Annotated in this window: 18 protein-coding genes; 8 read left to right on the top strand and 10 right to left on the bottom strand. The window is 70.5% G+C overall.

The window, feature by feature from the left end; genetic code table 11:
* Positions 1-727 precede the first annotated feature (727 nt).
* Together NFU81_RS19665 and NFU81_RS19660 are read left to right on the top strand one after the other, a co-directional pair.
* Positions 728-6,085 carry a hypothetical protein gene (locus NFU81_RS19665; RefSeq protein WP_251491686.1) on the top strand — a complete coding sequence of 1,786 codons (5,358 nt, stop codon included), beginning with the start codon at positions 728-730 and terminating at the stop codon, positions 6,083-6,085.
* Positions 6,082-7,578 carry a hypothetical protein gene (locus NFU81_RS19660; protein WP_251491684.1) on the top strand — a complete coding sequence of 499 codons (1,497 nt, stop codon included), beginning with the start codon at positions 6,082-6,084 and terminating at the stop codon, positions 7,576-7,578. The genes NFU81_RS19665 and NFU81_RS19660 overlap by 4 nt, the downstream gene beginning before the upstream one ends.
* A 526-nt stretch (positions 7,579-8,104) precedes the next feature.
* On the opposite strand, the gene NFU81_RS19655 is transcribed toward NFU81_RS19660, so the two are convergent.
* From NFU81_RS19655 to NFU81_RS19640, 4 genes are all read right to left on the bottom strand, one after another.
* On the bottom strand, positions 8,105-8,563 hold the full coding sequence (locus NFU81_RS19655; protein WP_251492168.1) for an FG-GAP repeat domain-containing protein: 459 nt from the start codon (positions 8,561-8,563) through the stop codon (positions 8,105-8,107).
* On the bottom strand, positions 8,560-9,684 hold the full coding sequence (locus NFU81_RS19650) for a hypothetical protein (protein ID WP_251491682.1): 1,125 nt from the start codon (positions 9,682-9,684) through the stop codon (positions 8,560-8,562). Before NFU81_RS19650 ends, NFU81_RS19655 begins: the two co-directional genes overlap by 4 nt.
* A gap of 968 nt (positions 9,685-10,652) precedes the next feature.
* The gene (locus NFU81_RS19645) at positions 10,653-12,371 is read right to left on the bottom strand and encodes an FG-GAP repeat domain-containing protein (protein WP_251491680.1); all 1,719 of its coding nucleotides are present in this window, start codon (positions 12,369-12,371) and stop codon (positions 10,653-10,655) included.
* 365 nt (positions 12,372-12,736) lie between these two features.
* Complete coding sequence (locus NFU81_RS19640) at positions 12,737-13,246, bottom strand: hypothetical protein (RefSeq protein ID WP_251491678.1); 510 nt, start codon at positions 13,244-13,246, stop codon at positions 12,737-12,739.
* Positions 13,247-13,286: 40 nt separating this feature from the next.
* Here NFU81_RS19640 and NFU81_RS19635 point away from each other — a divergent pair, with 40 nt between their 5' ends.
* The 3 genes from NFU81_RS19635 (at position 13,287) to NFU81_RS19620 (ending at position 15,695) form a co-directional block, all read left to right on the top strand.
* The gene (locus tag NFU81_RS19635; RefSeq protein ID WP_251491676.1) at positions 13,287-13,550 is read left to right on the top strand and encodes a hypothetical protein; all 264 of its coding nucleotides are present in this window, start codon (positions 13,287-13,289) and stop codon (positions 13,548-13,550) included.
* A 584-nt stretch (positions 13,551-14,134) separates the two neighbouring features.
* Entirely contained in the window at positions 14,135-14,797 is a 663-nt protein-coding gene (locus NFU81_RS19625; RefSeq protein ID WP_251491674.1) for a cysteine hydrolase family protein, read from the top strand.
* A gap of 4 nt (positions 14,798-14,801) precedes the next feature.
* Positions 14,802-15,695, top strand: coding sequence for an FAD-dependent oxidoreductase (locus NFU81_RS19620; protein WP_251491672.1), 894 nt, complete (start codon positions 14,802-14,804; stop codon positions 15,693-15,695).
* 68 nt (positions 15,696-15,763) lie between these two features.
* On the opposite strand, the gene NFU81_RS19615 is transcribed toward NFU81_RS19620, so the two are convergent.
* The 5 genes from NFU81_RS19615 to NFU81_RS19595 form a co-directional block, all read right to left on the bottom strand.
* Complete coding sequence (locus NFU81_RS19615) at positions 15,764-16,300, bottom strand: hypothetical protein (protein WP_251491670.1); 537 nt, start codon at positions 16,298-16,300, stop codon at positions 15,764-15,766.
* Positions 16,301-16,542: 242 nt separating this feature from the next.
* Complete coding sequence (locus NFU81_RS19610; protein WP_251491668.1) at positions 16,543-17,781, bottom strand: FG-GAP-like repeat-containing protein; 1,239 nt, start codon at positions 17,779-17,781, stop codon at positions 16,543-16,545.
* A 210-nt stretch (positions 17,782-17,991) separates the two neighbouring features.
* Entirely contained in the window at positions 17,992-18,525 is a 534-nt protein-coding gene (locus NFU81_RS19605) for a DUF2637 domain-containing protein (protein WP_251491666.1), read from the bottom strand.
* A gap of 128 nt (positions 18,526-18,653) precedes the next feature.
* Positions 18,654-19,553, bottom strand: coding sequence for a hypothetical protein (locus tag NFU81_RS19600; protein ID WP_251491664.1), 900 nt, complete (start codon positions 19,551-19,553; stop codon positions 18,654-18,656).
* Positions 19,554-19,874: 321 nt separating this feature from the next.
* Positions 19,875-20,372, bottom strand: coding sequence for an NUDIX hydrolase (locus NFU81_RS19595; RefSeq protein WP_251491662.1), 498 nt, complete (start codon positions 20,370-20,372; stop codon positions 19,875-19,877).
* Between the two features lie 56 nt (positions 20,373-20,428).
* Between NFU81_RS19595 and NFU81_RS19590 the strand changes: the two genes are divergently transcribed.
* The gene (locus tag NFU81_RS19590) at positions 20,429-20,863 is read left to right on the top strand and encodes a hypothetical protein (RefSeq protein WP_251491659.1); all 435 of its coding nucleotides are present in this window, start codon (positions 20,429-20,431) and stop codon (positions 20,861-20,863) included.
* Positions 20,864-20,901: 38 nt separating this feature from the next.
* Here the strand turns inward: NFU81_RS19590 and NFU81_RS19585 are convergent, their stop codons facing one another.
* Entirely contained in the window at positions 20,902-21,276 is a 375-nt protein-coding gene (locus NFU81_RS19585) for a hypothetical protein (protein ID WP_251491657.1), read from the bottom strand.
* Positions 21,277-21,505: 229 nt separating this feature from the next.
* Between NFU81_RS19585 and NFU81_RS19580 the strand changes: the two genes are divergently transcribed.
* Both NFU81_RS19580 and NFU81_RS19575 read left to right on the top strand, forming a co-directional pair.
* Positions 21,506-21,856, top strand: a complete 351-nt coding sequence (locus NFU81_RS19580; RefSeq protein ID WP_251491655.1) for a hypothetical protein — start codon at positions 21,506-21,508, stop codon at positions 21,854-21,856.
* A gap of 192 nt (positions 21,857-22,048) precedes the next feature.
* Positions 22,049-22,909 (top strand): GH25 family lysozyme, encoded by an 861-nt coding sequence (locus NFU81_RS19575; protein ID WP_251491653.1) that lies wholly within the window; start codon positions 22,049-22,051, stop codon positions 22,907-22,909.
* The last annotated feature ends 103 nt before the right edge of the window (positions 22,910-23,012 follow it).

Raw genomic sequence — 23,012 nt, 5'->3', positions numbered from 1 at the left:
ACCGCGAGCGGCGGCGGAAGCGGGGGTGACGGGTCGCCCGCCAGCCCATCGTCCCCGAAAGGCGCGGCTGGCCAAGGGAGTTCGCGTGCCGGTGACCTCCCGGCGCAGGTCCGGCCCTAGCCTTGCGAAAGCCCCCTCGTGCCACCCGGAATCGTGTGAGCATGGTCGTGTGCCAGCAGTTCCTGACTTACGCCGTTGGCTTTCGAGTCAACCGCCAGATTCCCTGCAGCACCTCCTCGCCTTCCTCGCGGTGGTTCACGGCCACACGTTCGGATACCCGGGCGAACCCGCCCGACAGGATCGCGCGACGGCGGCGGGAATGCGGTCCTGGGTCGCAAAGGCCCCCGGGAGCCTGCTCGCGCAGATCGCCCAGGTCGGATGCGAGGTGGCCAGCGGGATGGCCCGTCCCCGCGGCTCCAGCGGGCCGGGTCTGCCCCCGGTGGACACCGAGAGTCTGACGGCGGCGTTCACGAGGGTCCCGCCCTTGCTCGCCTGCCTCGCCCTGCTCTGGTATCCCCTGACCGACGAGGACACGCCCGAGCGCCGCCTGGTGCTGGAGAACTGGGACGTTGTCTGGCAGGCGGCGGCGGCCCCGGCGCCATGGCCCGAAGCGCCGAGGAACCGCCGGCGCACCAGGAAGACCGGGGCGAGCCCGCCTGGCACAGCCCCGAACCCGCCCGACGCCCCACAAGGCGTTCGACCCCGACGTGCCGAAAGGGAGAACCTGGTGCCGGACGACCCCGCCGAGCAGCTCGAAGCCGCCGCGCAGCGGCTGCGCAGGGAGGGCGAGGAACTGGCCGAGCGGCTCGAAGGCCTTGCGGCCGACGTCCGCAGCGGCGTGGAGAGGAGAGACGCCCGCCTTTCGGCCGCCGTGGACGCGTGGCTCGAACGACGCGCGGCGACGGCCAGGTTGGCGCTCGGCAGCGCGGGCGGCACGAGCTGGGCCGAACCGCAGACGTACGATGATCTTGACCGCATCCTGGCGCAGGTTCGCGCGGAGACCTTCCGCGAGGAGATCGAGGCGGCGGAGGCCGATCGCGCGAGCCTTGTCACCATGCTGCGTGGAACGAGCAACGCTGCCGTGCTCGTCGGGCTGCAGGCGGCCTTCGATGCTCTCGACGCCCGGCTCCAGGAACTGCGGTCGGCCGCGGGACTGCCGCGGGAGCCCCGGCCGCTCGACCTGTCCGACCCCCGGGCTCCCGCCGAGCTGGCTCCGGTGGGCGGCCTCCCGGTCGAGCAGCCCCTGCCGGAAGCAGTCACAGACACTGCCGCCGGCCCAGCCGAGGAGGACGTGCGGGAGCCCGACGTCTCGGACGTACCGGAGCCCGTCACCACGGACGTGCCGGAGGCGGTCGCCCCGGACGAGCCCTCCGCACGCACCCCGAGCGCCGCTGTTCCCGTGGCGGCCGGCTCGGAGGTCGCCGAGGCGGAGCCCTCTTCGGCGGCCCGTCCGGTCGAACCCGCCGGCGCACTGTTCGACGAGGGCACAGCAGCGGCGCCGGCCGTACCGACGCCCCCAAGGCACGGTAGCCGCCCGGGAGGCGTGCCCCTCGCCGAAGGGCTCGGGGAACCGATCCCGGCGCCGCGGCAGCCGGTGGGAGCACCCTCGGCGGGCGCCCCGCAGCAGACGCCTGACGGGGCCGAGCCCACGACGGCCGAGCCGTCGCCGGTCACCGCCGAGTGCGCCGACGTCTGGACGCGGGTGGGGGACAGCCCCTCCCCTGTCGAGAAGTTGATCGCCGGGGGCGGTCTGGCCGAGGCCTACTGGCTGAACCGGGCTGCCGGGGAGCGGGAGGAGCGGTGTCGGTGCCTGGCCTTCGCCGCCTCGGCATTCGGGCTGGCGCCCGGCCAGCAGGCGGCGATGACCCTGCAACTCGATGTCGAGGAGGAGCGCGGCCCGCTGCCGACGGCGGAGGACCGGGACGGCTACCTCGTGGCTTTCGCAGCTGCCGTACGCAGCGGGCTGCAGGCGGGCTGGGCGCTGCCGATCGTCAACGACTTCGTGCAGCTCCACGGCCTGCCCGAGGTCTGGAACGAGCTGTTCACGACACTGGCCCGGGAGACTCGCAGGGGCGTGTCGTTCCAGCCGGGCGAGGTGCTCAGGCTCGGGCAGGACGACACGGTCGACCCCACGGATCTGGGCGCCCGCGCGGAGGCGCTCAAGCTCCGCCTTCAGACCAGCAAGATCGCCTACCAGCTTGCCTCGCGGGTGCTTCAGACCCTGCTCAAGGACGATGCGGAACTCGGCCGTACGCTTGACCTGATCACGGCGTGGTCGGTCGGCGCGGCAAGCCTTGAACAACTGCGTGAGGACCTCGGCGGCACCTACGGCGGGGACGGCGCCGTCGACCGGATCATCAAGGAGACGACGCGCCGGGTCAGTTCCCCCAACCAGCGCAAGGCGAAGATAATTGCCACCGCCCTGGACCAGTTGCGCGGCCGTATCGGGGAAGTGACGACGCTGCTGCGGGAGGCGGTCCAGGTTGCTGAGCTGCCTCCGCGCGGTGACAGCCGGCGGCTCGCGAGCGAGTTGGTCGACGCCGTCCGAGCGGCACGACAGGCGGCTCCGCTTCCCGGCCCCGGAGGCGAGGCGGTGCGTCTGCTCCTCGGCTGGATCAGCACAGGGGCCGGCCTGGTCGCACCAGTGCCCCCTCGCGGGCTGCCCAGCACCGACTCCCTGCTTCTCATACCCAGCCTGACCTGGACCACCACGCCCGACGGCGAGGACGTACCGGACCTTGCGGCACCAGGCGCCCTGGACGCGCTGCTGGAACTCCAGGAGAGCACCGGTCCCGTCGATCCGGTGAAGGCGTTCTCCGCGCATCTCGACCGGGGTGACCTGCACGTCGCCCAACGGCTGGTCGACGTCATGGAGTCGGGCCGTTTCCGCGCCGACCTCCCGCTCCAGGTGGGCCAGCCGGACTCCCTCCGGCGTCGGCTCGCGGACGCCGAGGCCGACTGGCGCGTCAAGGCGGAGACGGCCCTGCGCCAGGCTGCGGACCTCTTCGCCCAGGTGCGCCTGCAGAACCTGCTGGCCCCCGAGCAGGAGAGCCACCTGGCCGCACAGCTCCTCGACCTCCAGGCGTCGGACCGGGAACTGCGCTTCCGCCGGCTGCTCGGGCGGGTGCAGGAGGTGGTCACCGGGCTGAACATCAGGCTGAGGGAGAAGACCGACCAGTTGCGCGGGCAACTTGCCGGTCTGCACCTCGACGAGGCGGACATGGTCCGCATCAGCGGTCTGATCGGCCGCGGCGATGTGGCCACCGCCGAGGAACTGCTCTCCTTCGCCCGCAAAGGCGAGAGCATTCCGGAGCAGGCCGGCGAAACGGGCACGGAGATGGCGGCCTTCCTCGAGGGTGTGCGCCACCCGGGCGCTCCCAGGGCCAGCAGCACCGGGGTCAGCGCGCGCTGGTGGTTCGGCCATTACGCACGCGGTCGATCCGGGCAGGCGGAGACCGAGGCGGTCACTCAGGCCCTGGCCGCCTGGGACTCGCTCGGACGCCCGAACGAACGCCGCAATTCCTTCCAGAAGCACGTCCCCAGCGTGCTGCGGATGCTCGGCTTGAGCGTCAAGGGACCGGTAAGACTCGTGGACCAGGACCGCAAGGACTGGCAGGTGATGACCCTCTCGATCACCGCGGAGATCAGCGATAACGTCCCCGGTTACGTGTCCCGGCTCGGCTCGCGGGCGAACGGTGTCTACCGGGTCCTCGTGGTCGGCAACGAGGAACTCGGCCCCGACGCCCTGCTGCGCCATCTGCCCGAGGCGGCGCTCGGCGCCAACATCGTCTTCTACCTCCAGCCGCTCGGCATCGGCGGGCGACGGCGCCTGGCCCAGGCCTCGTACCAGAAGCCGCAGCAGGCGATCGTCGTCGACCCGGCCGTGCTCGGCTGGATCGCCGCGGGGGAGGCCCGGTCCTTCCGCGCGGTGCAGCGCGTCACGTTGCCGTGGGCCGCGTACCGGCCCTACGAGCCCTTCCAGGCCGGGCAGGTCTCCGCGGAGGTCTTCAAGGGCCGCGACGACGAGAAGAGCACGATCATGGCCCGGGAGGGGGGCCTGTTCCTCTACGGGGGGCGGCAGTTGGGCAAGTCCTCGCTGCTCCGGCAGGTGGCGGACAGCTTCCAGGCAGGGCACGGCGGCAACCAGGTCGCGATCTACACGGACCTGCGCATCGCCGAGATCGGGCTGAGCCGGCTTCCCGACGAGATCTGGAGCACGCTGGCCAAGCAGCTGAAGGATGCCGGGGTCCTCGATCACGGTGTGCCGAAGCACATGACCGCCGCTGTCGTGTCCGAGGGCATCCAGCAGTGGCTGGACGCGAATTCCGAGCGCCGCATCCTCTTCCTCGCCGACGAGGCCGACGCCTTCCTCAACGCGGACGCCCGGCCCGTCGACACCGCCGGAGCCCAGTCGACCTTCCGAACGCTGGCCAGTCTGATGCGCCTGATGGCGGACACCGAGCGCCGGTTCAAGATCGTCTTCGCCGGCCTGCACCAGGTGCAGCGCTACAACCGGCTCACCAACTCCGTCACCGGGCACGGCGGCGAGCCGATCCTGGTCGGGCCGCTGCGCCCGAAGGCGGCGGTGGACCTGGTGGTCGAACCGCTGGCCGCGGTCGGCCTGTTCTTCGAGAGCCCCGACCTGGTCTGGCGGATCCTGGCCCTGACCAACAACCAGGCCAATCTCGTGCAGATCGTCTGCGAGGGACTGGTCGAGGAGATGCAGAGCCGCGCCCTGTCCCCGCAAGGGGGACGCCCCCGCGTCACGGCGGCGGACGTGCAGAAGGTCATGGCCTCCGGAGGTATCCGGGACAAGATCCGCGATCGGCTTCGCCTGACCATCGATCTGGAGGATCGCTATCGCGTCCTGACCTTGATCCTGGCCCTGCGCAGCCTCACCGACGGCTACGCCCGCGGTTACACGCCCAGGGAGTTGCAGGAGGAGGCGCACAAGGTATGGCCCGAGGGCTTCCCCGAGCAGAACGGCGTGGACGAGGTCCGTACCGACCTGCTGGAGATGGAGGGCCTCGGACTGGTCCTCCCGCTCCAGGGCCAACGGCACATATTCGTCATGCGCAGTCCGAACATCGTCAACGTACTCGGCACCCGCGACGAACTCGAAGCGGAGCTGGGGACCAGCGAGTTCACGCAGACGTACGACTACAACCCGCGGGTTGCCCGCCGATCCATCGGTGTCGACAGCCGGCAGGTCATGCGGATGAGCCCGCTGACGGACGAGCAGTGGCACGACGCGCTCTCGCGGCGGGCGACGATCATCACGGCGTCGTCGGCACTCGGCGCCGGATTCCTGGACCGGGCGGCGAAGCAGCATGTGGGGGAGGGCTGCCGGTTCGTGCTCGTGCCGGCTGCCGAACTGCCGCAGGCGGTCTCCAAGTGGGCGCGCGATCAGACCCCGCACCTGCTCTTCGTCGATCTGCTCGGCGCCCCCGCGGCACGTGTGCACGAGGTGGTCGAGTGGCTCACCGAGTACGTGTCGGAGCCGGGGGAGGACGCCAAGGAGGTCCCTCGCCGGCGCGCGCTGGCCGTCGTGGACCCGCTGACCGCAGCCGCGCTCGACGTGCCCAAGGTCTCCAGAGTGCAGCCTCAGCGGTGGAACACCACCAGCCTTCGGGCCTGGCCGGAGCAGCCGTTCGTCTCGGCTGAGGAACGCCGCAACCTGATCGACGCCACCGGGGGCTGGCCCGCCTTCGTCGAGCAGACCATCGCCAAGTACATCCAGGGCGCGCCCCGTGAAGGCCTTTTCGAGCAGATGCGGGCACGCATGGACGACGCCGGCCACGCACGCGACCACCTGCAGCGAGTCGGCCTCTCCGAGCAGCGCGTGCGGCAGATGGCCGATTGGGCGAGCCTGTTCAGCTTGGCGGAATACGCCCAGGGCAGGGCGCACACCGTGCCCCAGGACCTCGCGGTCGTCCTCGACGACGACCTGGACGAGGCCGAAGCGCTGCTGACGGAGCTGGAAGTGCTCGGGGTGCTGGACGACCGGGGCGACCTCCTCACCGTCGACAGCGTCACCTTCCGCGCGCTGCGGACCGCGGCGAGGCCGCAGGGCGGATCGATGTGACCCGGCTGATCCGACCGGTCGGCGCGCTCAGTCCTGAGGCGGTCCTCGACCTGCCGGGCGCCCGGCGCCACTGTGCGCGGGTCTCCGCCGACCTGCGCACGGGGATGACCTGCGTCTGGTTGTTTCCTGATGTCGAGGTGGAGTCGGCCCGCGCCGATCTGGCCGTGGAGACCGTGGCCCACGGCCTTGACGACGTGGTGGACGCCCCCGTGGAGGGGAGGGGAGCCCGCCCGGCTTTGAGGGCCGCCCAGCCGGAGGCGCACGACCTGTGGAGTCCGCCCGGCAGCGGGGGCGCGGCCGGCGGCCGGACCTCCGAGGCGAGCTTCGACGTCGACGACGGCTTCGGCGACTGGTCCCCGTCCGGCGCCCGTGCCGGAGACGTGTTCCGCGCCGCGCCGCGACCCCCGGCCCCGGGGTCCGCCGTTGGCGTCCCGGCCCTCGACAGCCCGGACACCGACGTCACCGCCCGCCTCGCCCGCAGTCTCGGCATCGACGGGGATCTCGTCTCCGGTCTCGTCGCCGCCCCGGATGGCCGTGCGCCCGTGCTCGTCGTACGTGCCTGGTCCGAAGGCGATCCGCGGGCCGTCTCCCGCCTCATACGGCGATTCCAGGCCGCGGTGAAGGAGTCCGGACTCAAGCCGGACCGGCGCCCCCGGCTTCTCGTGGCGAGCCGGACCCAGGACCTGGAAGCGGACGCCGTGGGGCTCCTCGACACGACGGTGTCGAGAACGCATTGGTGGTGGAGCGTCTGGAGCCATCTGGACACCGCGACGGTGGTGGCCGCTGCCGTTCCCCAGGCGAACGGCGGGCGGGCCGGCGATCACATGACGCCGGGAAAGTTCATCCGGCACGCCCTGCACTGCGAAACGCTGGTCCAGTCCGCCGGACCGGACCTGGGCCTCGCGGTGCGGCTGGCGGAAGTCTGGAACGGCAGCCTCAAGGACCTCCCCGACGCCCTGCGCGAGTGCTGCCCCGTCGGGGTCGGCCAGGCCGTCCAGGAACGCCTCGCCGCGGGTGCCGCGTATGCGCCGCTCCCCGCGCACGATCTGCGCGAGGCCTGGTCCGCGGGACTGGTGGACAGCTGGGAGGGGCAGATCCGCCGCAGCCCGCACTCCGGTGCGGAGCCCTACCGCGGCCCGGAACTGGACAAGCTGGTCTGGCAGGCCCAGAACCGCGTCCTGCTGCCCCTGATCGACGACGCCCGCCTCGGCTTCGTCGAAATGCTCCCCCGCATCGCGACCCGCGGCACCGCCCGGCTCGTCGAGTGCTACGTCCGGCAGTCCCTGCGCAGCGCCAACGGCTCGGCGTCGGATCTCACGTCGATGGAGCTCGGCGAACTTTACGACGCCGCGGTGCACCGCGACATCGCCCTGACCGACGACCAGTTCCGCCGCCTGCGCACCCTCCGGCGCGCCCGCAATAAGCTGGCCCACCGCACCCCGGTAGACGACACCCTGCTCCGGGACCTGCTAGACGCCCTCTCCCCGCTGTGACAACGGGTGAAAGGCCGCCGGGGACCGGGCGGTCCCCGGCGGGCGCTGGCTCAGGAGCGCCCGGTCCAGGTCGGACGGGTCGGCATGCCCTTCTGTACGGGGATCGAGAGTGGACCGCTGATGTGTGAGAGCCGCCCCCATCGGTCGGGCCGCCGGCCGAGGTCACGGTGTATCCGCCCGGAGCGGTAGCCGGGGGAACGGGTGCCAGGTGTCTACCCGTTGCGGTCGAGCACGACGTCGTACGTGCCGGGTGCCACGTCCTGGGTGCTGAGCAGCACCGTCAGCGACGTGCCGTCGGCGCTGACGGAGACGGGGTCCGCACAATGCGGCCCGGGTCATGGGCTGACCTGCGGGATTTGAGAAACCGCAGGTCACGGGTTGGGTGGGGGCTGGTCTGAGCGGGTCTCGGGAGGCGGTTTTTCCATGATCGTCTCCCAATTTTCTCCCAGAAACTCCCGGCGTGACGTGCGGCAATGCGCTGAGCATCGGAACAGTCCGGTGCCCGGGGGCCGCAGCGTCACGGCCGTCAGATCAGGGTGTTGTAGACGTTCCAGCCGCCGCCGATCCGGGTGCGGTTCGCGTACGGCGCGGTTGCGTTGCCGGTGCCCTTGTAGAGCCACAGCACGCCTGAGGCGTCGCGTCCGACGAGGTCGGCCTTGCCGTCCTCGTTCAGGTCGCCGGCGCCCACGAGGGTGTTGTAGAGGTTCCAGCCGCCGGCAATTCGGGTGCGGTTCGCGTAGGGCGTGGTTGCGTTGCCGGTGCCCTTGTAGAGCCACAGCACGCCTGAGGCGTCGCGTCCGACGAGGTCGGCTCTGCCGTCTCCGGTGAGATCACCGGCGCCGGCCAGGGTGTTGTAGATGTTCCAGCCCGCGCAGATCCTCGTGCGAGTGGCGAGCTGGCCCGTCATGTTGCCGGTGCCTTTGTAGAGCCAGAGGACACCGGAGCTGTCCTTTGCGACGAGGTCGGCCTTGCCGTCTCCGTTCAGGTCGCCGGCGCCGACGAGCGTGGGGTAGATGTTCCACCCTGAACCGACCCTGGTACGTGTCCTGGTGCCGTAGGGGCTACCCGCGCCGCAGAAGTACCACAGGGTGCCGCCGGTACGCGGGCGACCACGTCGCCCGTCTCGTGCACGGTCAGCGGGGACAGGGCGGTGAGCGCGGAGTACTGGTCCCAGCCGAAGTCGTAGAGCGTGCTCGCCTGGTACGGGGCAGTGCCGTTGCCGGTGCCGAGGTATCGGTACAGCTGGCCGTTACTTCTGCGCGCGTACAGGTCGTAGCGTTCGCGGACGGGATAGGGGCTGGTGACAGCAAAGGTGCTTGCCGACTTCGGGTTGTACGCACTCCAGGCGATCCGGTATTCCGCATCGACGCCGACTTTCCATGCGGCGACCTTGGCACCCGTGGTGAGGGTGTAGCTGACGGTGTGGTCACCCTCCGGCAGATCGCAGGTCACGGCGTCCTCCACGGCGGCGATGGAGTAGGCCGAGGGGCTGCACGTGCCGGCCGGGCCGCCGTCCACGGAGGTGATGTGGATGTCCACCTCTGTCGAGTCCCACTTCCGTTCTTCCGGGGTCGAACGGAAGCTCAGAGCCAGGACGCCAGCGTCCTCGGCGTGAACCTGCACGGTCTGCGCGGTCGAGGAGTTCACCAGCACGTTCGGGGTGGACAGCCGCACGGTGCTCTTGGCGAGTTGCTCGGGCGTCTTGATCTGGACCACGGCTGCTGACGGCCGCGCCGGGCCGGAGGTGGTGGCGGCGACCTGAGCGGCCTTGACCGCCACCCCGATGTCGCTGCCTGCCGGTGCGAAGGCCACGCCTTCGTAGACGGTGGCGCCGTTCACCGCGTCCTTGTGCGCGTACACGGGGGGCTGGCCGTGCTCGCCGCGAGCGACGGGGCAGGTGAAGATGCCCGGCACGTCAGGGTAGGCGACGCACGCGTAGCTCGGCGGGTCGACGGTCAACCACTCGGGCAGACCTCCGGCGGCCCATGACGGGTCCGTCAGCGGCTGCTTGCTGAAGGCGTACACGTAAGTGCCCTCGGGACTGCCCTTGAGCGGGGGATCCGCGGGATGGCCCGTGTAGCCGGGTTCCAGGTAGAGGTTGCTCACAGTCGGAACGAAACCGGAGTCCGCGACCGCCTGACCGGGCGAGAACACGGAGCTGGAGGCCACCATCGCGGTCAGCCCGACTCCGAAAGCAGCGCCCCTGAAGACGTGCAAGCGTGTGGTCAAGGAAAACGCCCCCCCGGGCTCAAAGCGCGGCATCATGATGCCGCCACAGCGTTCGGTTCCCCCCGGCGCAGGGACAACCTACTCCTCATCAGAAACAGCGCAACAACGCCTGAAGCCCCGGTGGTCGCCCCGCGGGCGGACCGTGGCGCGCACGGCGTCGGGGTCGCCGAGCCACGCCGGACAACGAGCCGTCGTGGAGCCGGACGCGATTCGGCTGGCGGAGTTCAATTCGCCGGGAGAGAACCCTGACGATGCCGAGCAGGCCGTGCGGGCCGCCGACCTGGAGGGAGCGATGGGCGTGGCCGCCGCCCGATGTCCTCCAGGCAGTCGGTTGGGGACGGTCGCAGTGGCGCGCACCCCGCCGAGGGTGCCGAGCGCGTGGTCGAGCACGAGGTTGAGCGAGGCGGTGCCGCTTACGCCCCCATCGGGGGAGAGGGCGGCGACGCCGACGGAGCTGGCACAGCCGGTGATGTCACTTGCGTCGTAGCTCTTGGCGTCGTCGCTCATGAAGCACCCTCAGCACTCCCAACGTGGCTGATTGCACGGCCTCGACTTGCACGGGCCGCCGTTGCAGCCTCGTGATCGATACGCTCCTTGCCCGCGAACTCACCATCAAGGCACTGTCGTGTCGTCAGATCCAGCAGCTCTTGGAGGACGGCCAGGATTCCTCGACCCAAGACGACTTCGGCTCGCTTTTCCTGCGGGCGGCGTCTCCCCGCCTCACCACCGCCCGAGCGCAGGAGACCGCGCGGCACGTCCTCGTGAGCACCACAACGGCCGAGGCCGGCACCTGCGGATCCAGGTGCCGGCGTCAGGTGCGCCACGGTCGGCGCGGGGGAGTTGGTTCAGAAAAGTCTGACGTACGTGTTCCAGCCGGTTCCGATCTGCACGCGCGCCTTGAACGTGGCTGTGCCGGCTCTGCCTGTGCCGCTGTAGCGGTAGAGGACGCCGGTGGAGTTGACGCCGACGAGGTCGGCGCGGCCGTCGCCGTCGAGGTCGCCGGGGGAGGCGATCTTGTTGTACGTGTTCCAGCCGCCGCCGATGTAGACGCGGGTCTTGAACGGCGCGGAGCCCTTGCCGGTGCCCTGGTAGAGGTAGAGGTGGCCATTGCCGTCGCGGGCGACGATGTCGTTGTAGCCGTCGCCGTTGATGTCGCCGGAGCCGGTGATCTTGTTGTAGCCCTTCCAGCCGCCGCCGATCCTGACCCTTGCGGAGTAGTGGCCGTCACCCCGGCCGGGTTGCAGCCACAGCACGCCGCCGGTGTCCCGCGCGAGCAGGTCGGCCTTGCCGTCGCCGTTCAGGTCGCCGGGGCCGTTGACCAGGTTGTAGCTGCCCCAGCCGTCGTTGTTCGTGTGGTTGCCCCAGTCGAAGAGCGTGCCCTGGGAGATGCCCAGGACGGGCGTCTCGTTGGAGTCGGTGAGCGAGACCGAGCCGAAGAGCGGCAAGTTCCCGAAGAAACCGGTGTCGCTTGCCTGGGTACGGCTGCCCAGTTTGCCGTTGTCGAGTGAGGCGTAGCGATAAAGGGTGCCTGCGGCGTTCTGGCCCAGCAGGCTGTTCTTGCCGTAGACCGGGGCATGGCCCTGGCCGGCCACCAGGTGCATGTTCCATCCCGTACCCGCGCCGACGTGAGCGCCCAGCGTGTGGATGCCGGTCCCGCCGGGCTGCCCCGCGTAGCTGTAGAGGGCGCCGTTCGCTGTACGGCCGAGGATCTGGCCCTGGTGGTTCTTGTCGTCACCCAGGCCGATGATCTGGTTGTAGATGCCCCAGCCGGTGCCGATCTGGACGCGCGGGGCGATCGGAGCGGCGGACTTGCCGTTGAGTTTGTACATCCACAGCGCGCCGTTGAGGTCGCGCGCCACCAGCGTCTCCTGGCCGGTGCCGGTGATGTCGCCGGCGCCGATCAGCTGGTCGTAGATGCCCCAGCCGGTACCGACCTTGACCCGTGGCGCGAACGGCGCGGTCTCGCCGTTGCCCTTGAACAGGTAGAGGTCCCCGGACGGGGTGCGGGCCAGCAGGTCGCCAAACCCGTTGCCGTCGATGTCGCCGACGGCGATGACCTGGTTGTAGATCTGCCAGCCGGGGCAGGTCCAGATCCATGAGGCGTGTGTGAAGTCCGAGCCGCGGTACATGCTGAGGTCCCCGGACTCGGTCAGGCCGAGCACCTCGTTTCCGCTGTAGTCGGGGGTCAGGTTGCCGGGGTTGATGAGTTCCCGGAACTGGACCGGCGCGGGACCAGCGCTCACGAGTTTCCGGTTCTTGCTCGACCAGACGCCGACGTCGCCGGGACGGCCGTTGCCCTGCTTCTGGACGAAGAAGTCGCTGATGCCGTCGCCGTCGTAGTCGTAGCGCGGGGTCGTCACCCGGGCGGCGGTGGTCGTGGACTGGGAGAGCGCCTGGGTCGGCGTCTTGCCGAGCTTCGAGAGGTCGAGGCTCGGCTTCGGAGCGGTGCGCTCGGGTGTGGTGGTCTTCGTGCCGTGCGGTACGGCGGTGTCGGCGTGCGCGAGCGTGGTCGGACCGAGCGCGACGGCGCCGACGGCAAGGACGCCGGTGGTGCAGGCAGCCACAAGACGGCTGCGGCGGCGCGTACGGAGACGCGCCGAGGAGAATGCGGACACAACCCCCCCAGGGATGTGAGCGTCGCGCGAGCGCGCGACGTGCAGTAGGGGCTCACGGCGAGCATGCGGCTCAGCCGGGCCAGGTGAGTCTACGACCGCATGTTCGCAACATTTCCCCGACTTCGGAGGAGGTCTGGCGATGGGTCGCAGACCGTGACCGAATCGGCGGGCGCAGGCGCCGACGCCGTGAAGGGCGCGGAGGGTGGGCGGCGGCCGGCGAGCCCTGGCCCTGAGTGACGCCGACACACTGGGAGCTCCGTGGGCGGGCTGATGCCGTGCCCCGAGAGCGGGCCATGGCCGGTGTGCGGTGCGGCTCACGCCAGGTCGATGTCGTGGCCTCCTGCGGCTTCGATCAGCCAGAGTAGGGCGCGGCGGCCCCGGTAGGGGTGTTCGTCGATGCTGAACCGGATCCAGCCGGTGCTGCGTCCCCTTGACCCGCCCTTCCACCAGCGCCAGTTGCGGCTTTCGGCCGCCGCGCATGGACTGAAGTAAGTGAGCCAGTCTGTTAGTTGCAGCTCGGCGGCGGCGTCGGCCGTCTTGATCCCGGTGTCGCGCCGCTGTCCCGTCAGGCCGCGCCACCAGGCCGTCCAGGCCCCGGCGTCCTGGTGTACGGGGGTCTCGGGTGCGCAGCGCTGGACGAACCGGGCCGGGAGGATGTCCGGCCACCGGTCGTCGGCGGGCCATGCGTCGGCGGGGCCGGCCGCGAACGGGAGGACGGCGAGCAGGACCTCGCGTATCAGCCTGGCCGGCGAGGTAGTGGCCGCGATCCATGGCCTTGGCGCCGCTGCCGCCGCCCGCGAGGAGTTCACCGCGCGCTTTTCCAAGCGCTCCTTCGGAGACGCTCAGAACCTCCCCGTCGTCTCCTTGAAGGACCACGCCGAAGACACCCTGGGTGCGCTGATCAGCCGCACGCTGGACTTCGCTCCCAGCGTGTCCGCCGTCCGCCGCGTGGCTCAGCAGAACGGGCTCCGCCTCATCCGCGAAGCGGACGGGGATCAGCACACCACGCAGCTGACGGAGGCTTCCGTGCAGCAGACGCTGGCCGCCGCCGTAGGCGAGGCCGGTGCACTCGACGGTGCGGAGCTGTACCTGAAGGTGGGCCGGAAGGTCGCCCGTATCGACGTCTGAGTTGGTTGTGGGCACAACTCGCTCATATGGATGCGCGCTGTGATGCTCGACTTCGTACGACTTGGCAGGGCGACTCCACCACGAGCTCGCCAACGCGTTGCGGACTCGCCTGGGCTGATGCAGCGCTCAGCCCAGGCGAATTCGCAACCAGGGGTGCCGGATGCCGGGTGCCCGGGAAAGTGCTCGGATCAGCGGCTGCGACGGTGGTTTGGTGTCCGGCAGGCCGCCGACCTGCTCGGGCTCGACTAAACCCAAGCCCGGTTCGGCAGCGTCGACGCGATCTACATGAGCGAGGCAGGCCGCGACATCCTCACCGAGCCGACACCGACGACGTCAGCGGGGGGGAGAGGTGCTCACGACCGCGGCCCCGGAACGGTGATCTGCGGAGCGGGAGCAGTTGACAGGACGTCCATAGATGGCGAACCACTACTTATGGGATGGGCGGTCAGCCCTACTCGGCCGGGCACTCGCTGATGCGCCCGCCGCCTTATCGTCGGAGTTCCGCCGAAGTCGGGCGGCGGCGCTGACCGTTTCCGCTGGGCGGAGGCGCTGGAACTGCTGGGTCCCTCCGTCGATGCGCGGCGATGAGGCTCGCGGAAGGACTGCGGTGGCGCGCAGGACGCTCTCCGGGACACTGCGGGCTGACGACGGGAGAACAAGGCCATGGACGTCACGGATGCCGGGGTGAACGTCGACGGCGCTGCCCTGATCGTCGTCGACGTGCAGATCGGCTTCGTCAACCACCACAGCCGACACGTCGTTCCCGTGATCTCCGATCGCGGTGGTCCGCGGCCGGACGTCCCGTCGTCTTCACCCGCTACCGCAACTACCCGGGTAGCTCCTTCGAGCGGTTTTTCCGCTGGAGCCGGTTGCTGAGCCCGCCCGAGACGGACATCGTTCCGGAGCTGGCGGGGCAGGCCGCATCAGCCCACGCCGTGCTCGACAAGGTCGGGTACTCCCTGTTCACCGGCGAGGCGGTCACTCTCGTTGCCGAGGCGGGCTGGACGGATCTCGTCCTCTGCGGCATCGCGACCGAGAGCTGCGTGCTGAAGTCCGCGGCAGACGCCTTCGAGCGGGGCTACGCGCCCTGGGTGCTCACCGATGCCTCCGCCAGCGACGCAGGGTCCGCGGTCCACGACGCGGGCCTCACGGTCGGCCGCCGACTCATCGGTCCGCGTCAATTGATCACCACGGAGGACCTCCTGGCCCGACTTCCCCCGACGCCGGAGGTCCCGGTGCTGGAATAGGCGGATGACAGCGACTACGGACCTGGTCATCGTCGGTGGCGGCCCTGCCGGGTGTGCGGCGGCGGTGATGGCCGCGAGCGTCGGGATGCGGTCGGTGCTGATCGAGCCGGACGCGCTGTGCGCCAAGCTCAAGCACATCGCCGCCGTCAACAACGTCGTGGGCGGTCACACCAGGGGGCCGGAGCTTGCCGCTGCTATTGCGGGGGACGTTGCGCGGGCGGAGTTGTGCGAGGTGGAGCTCGGGGTGCGGGTGACCGGGCTACGGGCCTACGAGGACCACGTGGTCGTCACGACGGACAACGGGCGTACCGTCAGCGCCCGTTACGCGGTCGTCGCGACCGGGGTGGGGCCGGTTCCCGTCTCGGCGGCTCCGTGGTTGACCGTGGCGACGGGCGCGGACCTGCCGACACTCTGGGGTGCCAAGGCCGCGGACGCGGCGGCCGGTTCTGTCCTCGTGCTCGGTGCCGATCGTCCTCTCGGCACGTTCCTGCGCGCCCACCCATCGCTCGATGCGACCGTGGTGGTCGCTTACCCGCCGGAGGACGACTACAAGGTCGACGAGGTGCGCGGTGATGCCCGCGTGATGTTGTTGCCGGTCGCTGACTTGTCGGTGGTGGAGGGCGGGGATTCCGCGTTCATGGCCGAGTGGGTCGACCGGGAGGGGCGCTCCGGCTCCCGGACGGTCGACGCGGTGTTCGCGAACCTGGGCAGCGCGCCCGTGGTCCCGCCGGGTGACCTCGTGGCGGACACGTCCGGCTACTGCCCGCCCGACCGGCAGCACTCCCGCATCCTGGTCGCCGGGGATCTGCGCTCCGCCCGCTTCGAGCGCATCATGGCCGCCACCGGCTCCGGAAGCGAGGCCGCGCTGCGGGCGTACTACGACCTACGAGGCATCTGAGCGGGACGCACGGTTGCTCATCCGGCCTTGACGAAGGTGCCCGGACCGCGCGGTGTGCACCAGCAGGATCAAGAAGCGGAACAGCTCACGACGTCCGCCAGTTCGTCAGCGGACTCGGGAGTCAGACGGTAGAACCCCTGGAGGCTGACCGATCTTTCGAGGCGACCATCCACCACGAACTTCAGACCACGGGTCTGCCCTCGGCGGTTGCGCCAGGTGAGTCGTGTGAGGAGTTCGCCGGGGAGGGGTGCGTCGAAGCGTACGGGCGTCGCGTCCACATGCACCGCCTGGGCGCCGCAGCCGCCGGCGCCGAGCATCGACCAGTCGTCATGGCCGGGATACGCCGGGTCCCGCCAGGTGGCGGGGGCCGTGCCGCAGCAGTCGTGACGCTCCACGTCGACCACTCGCATCCGGCTCACCACGAACACCTCGCATCGGTTGACGTGCAGCGCGTACACGTCGTCCCCGGCACGAGCACCCGACCACGCGGGCAGGGAGGAGTGAACACCGCTGGAGGCGACCGGCGGCCGTTCGCCCGCGCGCCCCGCCTTGCGCAGGGCACGGCAGGTGTCATGGGTCCACAGGACGGTGAAGGCGTCGGACATGCGGTGATCCTACGAACAGGGACTGACAGCGGCCGGGGAGACAAGCTCAGGGCGCTGCCTGAGACCGGCGCGGATTCGGGCCGGAGCTCAGGCGCCGTTCGCTTTTGTGGTGCGCCCCGCCGTCTTCGGAAGCGGTGAGCAGGGTACCTCCCGTTCTCGGGAACATCGGCCACGGCCCGGACGGGACGCCTGCCGGAAGTCGTGCACATCCGCCGTCCCGAACTCGTGAACAAAATCACTGGTCAGAACAGGGCGTCGCCGGTGTCCAGAGCGCCCGCGTCGAGGCCCCCGTTGAGGCTTCCGCCGCTCCTGCTCAGGTACAGCCGGACCGAGCTCTCCGGGAGGGGGCTGTCACTGCCCTTGCCGTTGGCCGCCGCGATCAGGTCGGGGTGGCCGTCGTGGTTGTGGTCCCCCGTGCTGATCAGCGTGATGAAGGGGCGCCAGCCGCCGGAGCCGATCAGCTTGCGGGAGGTGAAGCCGCCCTTGCCGTTGCCGGGATAGAGCCACAGGCGGCCGGCCGTGTCACTGGAGATGAGGTCGTTGCGGTGGTCACCGCTCGCGTCGCCCGGTGCGGCGAGGGCACCCATGGTGTTCCAGCCCCCTCCGACGTAATGGCGGGTTCCGAACCTGCCCTTGCCGGTGCCCGGGTACATCCAGAGGTGGCCGGCCTTGTCGCGGGCCACCAGGTCGCCCTTGCCGTCGCCGGTGAGGTCGCCCGTGGCCTGGATGGCGATCATGGTGTTCCAGCCCGATCCGACGAGCAGGCGGGCGCCGAAGCCGCCCCTGCCGGTGCCGGGGTACGTCCACAGCCGCCCCGCGGTGTCCCAGGCCAGCAGGTCCTCGGTGCCGTCGCCGGTGAGATCGCCGTGCCGGGTGATGGCCGTCATGGCGTTCCAGCCGGTCCCGATCAGTGTGCCGGTGCCGTCGCCGCGCAGGAGCCACAGCCGGCCGCTGTAGGTGCGGTTCAGCAGGTCGGGAGTCCCGTCCCGGTTGAGGTCACCGAACGCCTGTGCCGGCCAGGTGTTGCCCAGCGCGTAGTACGGGTCGTTCCATTCGATGGGTTCGGGGTGGCCGTCGCACTGCCGCTCCGTTTGCGCCCAGCGGACCGAGCCGAGGTTGTGACGCAGGGTCGTGTTCCCCTCGCCAAAGTACGCGAGGTTGACCTCACTTCCGACCCCTACTACCTCGGCGAACACGCCATCGGATCCGATGACGTAGCCGGCCTTGCTGTACATGCAGACCTTCTCGAAACCGGTGCGGTTGTAAACCGAGACCGCGCGCTTCGACCATGTGCCCAGAGACGACTGCGGCGTGGAGTAGGACACCATCGCCCCATCGCCGCTCCCGCCGTCGAAGACGCAGAACCTTCCCTTCGGGCAGCGCTCGTACCCCACCGCGGCATGAACAGGTGCCACCGAGGCCGCCGCAAGACCCAGAGCGGCGACAGCCGTCACGAAGGCAGCACGCAGTGACGTGCGCATGAGATCCCCCCCAGGGAACGTACAACCGGCAGCAGCCGGACCGTTGTCGCAGCATAGTCTCCGGATGCCGACGATCGGCTTCGCTCCGCGGAAGCGGATTCCGCTGGCGGCGGTGCACTGTCAACGCCCGCTGACTCTCCCTACGCCGCTGAGGTGACTCACTCCCACGGTGCCCGCCTCTGGTCCCGATCAGGAGCCGCGACAAGGCTCTCATGGGGCCTTCCTGGGAGCCGTCTTAGCCCACGGTCCCAGGAAGGCGCTCGGTTCAGCGGGCGCGGCGGTGGGTGGATGCTGGGTCACTACCCGGCGGCTGTGGCGCCGGAGGCGCTGCAGCGCCGACGCCGTGGTGGGCGAGCGAACTGCGGGCCATCGCCGCTCGAGCTTGACGGCTCGGTGCGGGGCGTTGGGCCAAGCGCTGCAGGCGCCAGGCGAGGACCTGTGCGGGGCGGCGGTGGCGGTGCCGAAGAGGGTCCAGGCGTAGAGGCGGGCGCTGCGGGGGGCGTCGCGGAGCAGGAGGATCGCGCGGACGCCGTACGCGATGAAGCCGTCGATGACGACGGGGAAGAGGTAGCTCAGGTCGGGGCGGACGTGGGTGGCCAGGGCGACCTGGCGCAGCGAGTCGAAGGACAGCACGCAGCCGCAGGCGCCGAGCAGGAGGATCACGAGGCGGTCGAAGGGGAGCGACCGGGGCCGGTGCGATATCGGGGCGGTCCGGTCGGGCGGTGGCGGTACGGGCGTGGGCATGCGGGACTCCAGGCAGGGCGGTGGGCGGCGCCGCTCGGGGCAGGCCGGGGCGTCAGCCGGTTCAGGGGAGAAGGGCGCGCGTCAGGGCAGGGACGGGCGCGGGGCGGCACCAGCCGCGAAAGGCGAGGTCAGGCTCTTGCGCCGGTCAGCTGGCCCGGACGGTGGCCGTTGAGGGCGGCGCGGGCCAGGGCTCGTCCGCGTGCGGCGGTACGGGCGCGCTCGTCGACGGCGTCGGGCGGTGGGGCATCCGCTCCTGCGCAGGTGCGGCAGGTGCCCTCGTGCGGGGTGGGGCGTGCGCAGCCGGGGCACTCGTACCTGCGAGGCGGAGGCGGTACGGCGACCGGCTCCGGGGGGAGCTTGCGGGTCAGGCGGTCGCGCAGGAACGCTGTCGCGCTGTGGACCCGCTCGGGCAGGCCGCCCAGCAGGGCGAAAGAGAGGTCGCGGGGGCCGAGGCCGCGCTCCAGCCAGGGCGCCGCAAGGGGCGCGAGCGTCAGCGCCTCCGCCGCGCCGAGGCGCAGGCGGGGCTCCGCTGCGGTCACCTGGTGGAGCACAGCCGCCGCCTCGGTGAGTGCCGGGCTCGGGGGTGGGGATGCGACGTCCCGCTGCCCACCCGGGTCCGGGCTCGCCGTCCGCTGGGCGGGGAGGGTGGGTTCTTTCCCGCGGTCCTTTACGGGGTGGGCGTCACGGGAACCGGCGGTCGATCGACCGGAGCCCGGACGTACGGCACCCGGTCCCACCTGCGGGATGTCGTAGACGTGGGTCTCGCTGACGAAGGTGCCGTCGGGGCGGCGTACCCGCTCGACGCGGTAGTAGCCGAAGGCGGTCAGCTCGCGGAGGGCCTTCGCGACGGCGAGGCGTCCCTGCGGGCTGGTGTCTGCCATGTGGCGGCCGTCCTCGCGCCAGCCGTCGGGGCGGGAGAGGAGGTCGGCGAGCAGGCCGCGGGCGGTGTAGGACAGCCGCCGGTCTTGCAGCAGCGCGTTGGGCAGGACCGTGAAGCCGCGCGCATGGCGGATACGATGGATCTGCATGGGGAGGTGGTTCTCCTTGTGCCGGACCCCGGAGCGTTGGCGCGCTGCCGGGGTCACCCTATTGAGTTCGTTGGTGACAGAACGTACCACGTGATTCGCCCAAGATCGACTGCTCTTGGGTGACTTGGTGTCCGGCGGAACGTTCCTCCCGCTTCGGAGGAGGGCGGCACGGGCCTGGAGCGTGCGCACGGCGTCCTCCCTCTGTCGGCGTCCGGGCTCGGCCCGGCGGTGGGAGCGGACGGTACACCCTTTTCCCGGTTCGGCCTCCGGCGGAGCCGAGGCGGTCAGCCGTCGCGACCGCCGGGGGGTGGCGGCTGCGGATCACAAGCCGAGTGGAATCGGCCTCTCGGGCGGACCGCTGGAGATGAGTGTCGCCAGTGGGCCGGTGAGGTCGCGGGGGGAGAACAGGTCGGTGCCGTCGTAGCCGGTGATGTCCTGGGGCCGCCACCACTGCAGTGTCGTGATGTTCTCGGCGGCGAGTTCGTGGTCGGACAGCGCGCCGCGAGGGGTGAAGAATGCGGTGCGTATGAGGAAGTAGTCGTTGATCACACCGTCGTAGCCGGCCGCGTGCCCGGGGTCGATGACCTCTTGGTGCCATACATGGGGCGGGTCTGCATCGAGTGTGAGGCCCACCTCCTCGGCCAGTTCCCGACGCAGGGCCGCAAGGAGAGTCTCGCCGGTTTCGACGCCTCCGCCGGGGGCTGCCCAGACGATGATCGTCCCGTCCGGCTTCGGGATGGCGAATCGGCACAGCAGGATGCGGTCGTCCTGGTCGAGGATGATCGCGCGGACTGCGTGACGCAGGTTCACCGAGGACATCCGGGCACGATATCGGGCGTCGCAGGAGGAGGCCCGGTGGACCGCACAATGAGGGCATGCGCGAGCAGGGTGGGGATGCGGTGGTGTGGCGGGTGCACCCGCGGTTGATGGTCTGGGCCGGGGTCTTCTGGGCGCTGGCCGTATTGGCTGGGCTGAGCGCCTGGCTGGCCTGGTCAGTTGATCGAACGGACGGGAAGGCTGTGCAAGCCGCTGTGGGGACAGCTCTTGTCGCCGCGGTCACCCTGGCCTGGGGGCTGGTGCTGCTTCGGCCACGGGTCGAACTTCGTGGCGAGACGGTGGTAATCGTCAATCCGCTGGCTACGCACCGGCTGCGCCGGGAGGAGATCGTCGCCGTGACTGACGGGCTGCACGGGGCGGCGGTTTTCCACCGCAATGACGGCTTCAAGACCCGCGCCGTTGCCCTGGGCGAGGCGTCTGCCTGCATCAGAGACGAGCGGCTTTCGGAATTCCGCAGGGTGCTCGGGCTCTGACGGATCACGTAGCGGCTTCACATCGCGGCCCTGGGGCATCACTCGTCGTCCAGCCGCTGGAGGATCTGCTCGAAGTCGCCTTCGTCGAGTACGCCGCTGATCGCCTTGGTCATGTTGGCGACGCCGGGCTCGCGAACGATCAGCCCGTCCGAGCACCAGAAGTAGCGATCACTCGCCAACTCGCCCGTCTGCGCCCACCTCTCCATCAGGCGCTGCACCTCGGCCACGGTGAACACGGTTGCGCTCCAGCGTGATCCGTCCGTCAGGCGGACCTCGACGTCCACGTTGCATACCGCGTCCAAGTCCTCGTCCGCGTTGGGCAGGAAGGACGCCACGAACCTGTCGGTGCGGACCCGGTACCAGGGCTCGTCCCACCAGCCTTCATTTGTCTTCTGCGGCGCGTCGTCCGTCATCGGGTGAGTATCCCGAGCGGGTCGCCGGGGGATCAGCGGACTTCCTGCGGCGCCCGGAGGCGTATCCGGGATGTCGCGCTACCGGCCCGCGATGACCGCTCGGCCAAGGAGAAGTTGTACGCGGATCCGCTCTCGTGTGGCGGTGGGAGCGGACGGTCCACCCCTTTTCCCGGTCGGGCCTCGGGGCCACGGGCGAGCCCGGTGAGCGAACGCCCCGGCTAACCTCCGGATGTGGACCAGCGCGGACCGCGCTCCTCCGCCTCGTCTCCCCGACCTCGTTGCCGAGCTGGTCGCGCTTCTCGAAGCCGAGGGTGAGCGTGAACTCGCCATCTGCGCCTGGGACCTGTGCTTCTTCGGCGAGTGCGGCTGCCGGGACGACTTCTGCCAGAGCATCCGCACGGCTGATCACCCGCAGGGGCAGCCGTACGGTGAGGGGCACCGCTGCGTGCCGCTCCTGCCGTCCAGCGGCATGGTGAACCTGGACGTCGTGCACGGGCGGATCGTGTACGTCGAGATCCTCGACCGGCCGCCGCTGGTTCGGCGCAGGGCGGAGGGGCGACCGCGTAGGGCGAGGCCGTGATGTCCAGGCCGGTCTGGGCGACGTCCGGCACTGCTTCCGGCAACCCGGCGCAATTGCATCGAGAGTTCTCCCGAGGGGCCACCATCGTGGACTCTACGCGCGTATAGTCATGCACCTGCCACCGCGCCGGGACCGGTGTGGTGGCGCGCCGCACCACGCTTTCGTCCGCTCCCCCGTCCCCCGGAGGTTCCCGTGGTCCAGTCGCCCGTCTCCCCGCAGCCGTTAGCGCGCCGCCTGCTCGCCGTCGCCGGCGGGCTGCTCACCGCCGCGGCCCTGCTCACCGCCGCACCGACCGCTCAGGCCGCCGCCCCCGGCGCCGGTGGCGGGGTCACCCATCCCGACCAGGACTGGATGGGCTCCACCGTCGCCGCCCACGAGGGCCGCAGCGCCTCCGACGCCCCGGTCACCCTCACGCCGAACGTCACCCAGACCCCCGGCTTCGACGTGAGCCACTGGCAGGGCAGCATCAGCTGGGCCACCCAGTACGGCAAGGGCGCGCGCTTCGTCTACATCAAGGCGACCGAGAGCACCGACTACCGCGACCCCAACTTCAACGCCAACTACACCGGTTCCTACAACGCCGGCTTCATCCGCGGCGCCTACCACTTCGCCACCCCCAACACCTCGACGGCCGCGGCCCAGGCCGACTACTTCGTCGCCCACGGCGGCGGCTGGTCCAAGGACGGCAAGACGCTGCCGCCCATGCTGGACATCGAGTACAACCCGTACGGCGCCACGTGCTACGGCAAGAGCCAGGCGGACATGCGCACCTGGGTCACCAACTTCCTCAACGAGGTGCACACCAAGACCGGCCGGTGGGCCACGATCTACACCACCACCGACTGGTGGACCACCTGCACCGGCAACACCGCCGCCTACTCCACCAAGGACCCGCTCTTCATCGCCCGCTACAACTCCACGGTGGGCACGCTCCCGGCGGGCTGGGGCTTCTACACCTTCTGGCAGTTCGCCGACTCCGGCACCTTCCCCGGCGACCAGGACAGGTTCAACGGCCCCCTCAGCGGCCTGAAGGACCTCGCGAACAACGTCTGACCGGCACTCCCGCCACCTGACGGCTGCCGTACCTCCCGACTCGGCTTCGGGGCGGTACGGCGGCCGCAACGGGGTCGGCGTGACCGACTCCGTTGCGGCGGAG

It is taken from the genome of Actinacidiphila cocklensis (assembly GCF_907177275.1).
GTDB lineage: Bacteria > Actinomycetota > Actinomycetes > Streptomycetales > Streptomycetaceae > Actinacidiphila > Actinacidiphila cocklensis.
Note: the sequence above shows the minus strand (reverse complement) of the source record. Positions and strands in the feature narration are given on the sequence as shown.

Excerpts from the sequence above, each read along its gene's own strand:
- NFU81_RS19625 (WP_251491674.1), top strand. The coding sequence starts at position 14,135 with ATGAGGCTCGCGGAAGGACTGCGGTGGCGCGCAGGACGCTCTCCGGGA.
- NFU81_RS19620 (WP_251491672.1), top strand. The coding sequence starts at position 14,802 with ATGACAGCGACTACGGACCTGGTCATCGTCGGTGGCGGCCCTGCCGGG.
- NFU81_RS19615 (WP_251491670.1), bottom strand. The coding sequence starts at position 16,300 with ATGTCCGACGCCTTCACCGTCCTGTGGACCCATGACACCTGCCGTGCC.
- NFU81_RS19610 (WP_251491668.1), bottom strand. The coding sequence starts at position 17,781 with ATGCGCACGTCACTGCGTGCTGCCTTCGTGACGGCTGTCGCCGCTCTG.
- NFU81_RS19605 (WP_251491666.1), bottom strand. The coding sequence starts at position 18,525 with ATGCCCACGCCCGTACCGCCACCGCCCGACCGGACCGCCCCGATATCG.
- NFU81_RS19600 (WP_251491664.1), bottom strand. The coding sequence starts at position 19,553 with ATGCAGATCCATCGTATCCGCCATGCGCGCGGCTTCACGGTCCTGCCC.
- NFU81_RS19595 (WP_251491662.1), bottom strand. The coding sequence starts at position 20,372 with ATGTCCTCGGTGAACCTGCGTCACGCAGTCCGCGCGATCATCCTCGAC.
- NFU81_RS19590 (WP_251491659.1), top strand. The coding sequence starts at position 20,429 with ATGCGCGAGCAGGGTGGGGATGCGGTGGTGTGGCGGGTGCACCCGCGG.
- NFU81_RS19585 (WP_251491657.1), bottom strand. The coding sequence starts at position 21,276 with ATGACGGACGACGCGCCGCAGAAGACAAATGAAGGCTGGTGGGACGAG.
- NFU81_RS19580 (WP_251491655.1), top strand. The coding sequence starts at position 21,506 with ATGTGGACCAGCGCGGACCGCGCTCCTCCGCCTCGTCTCCCCGACCTC.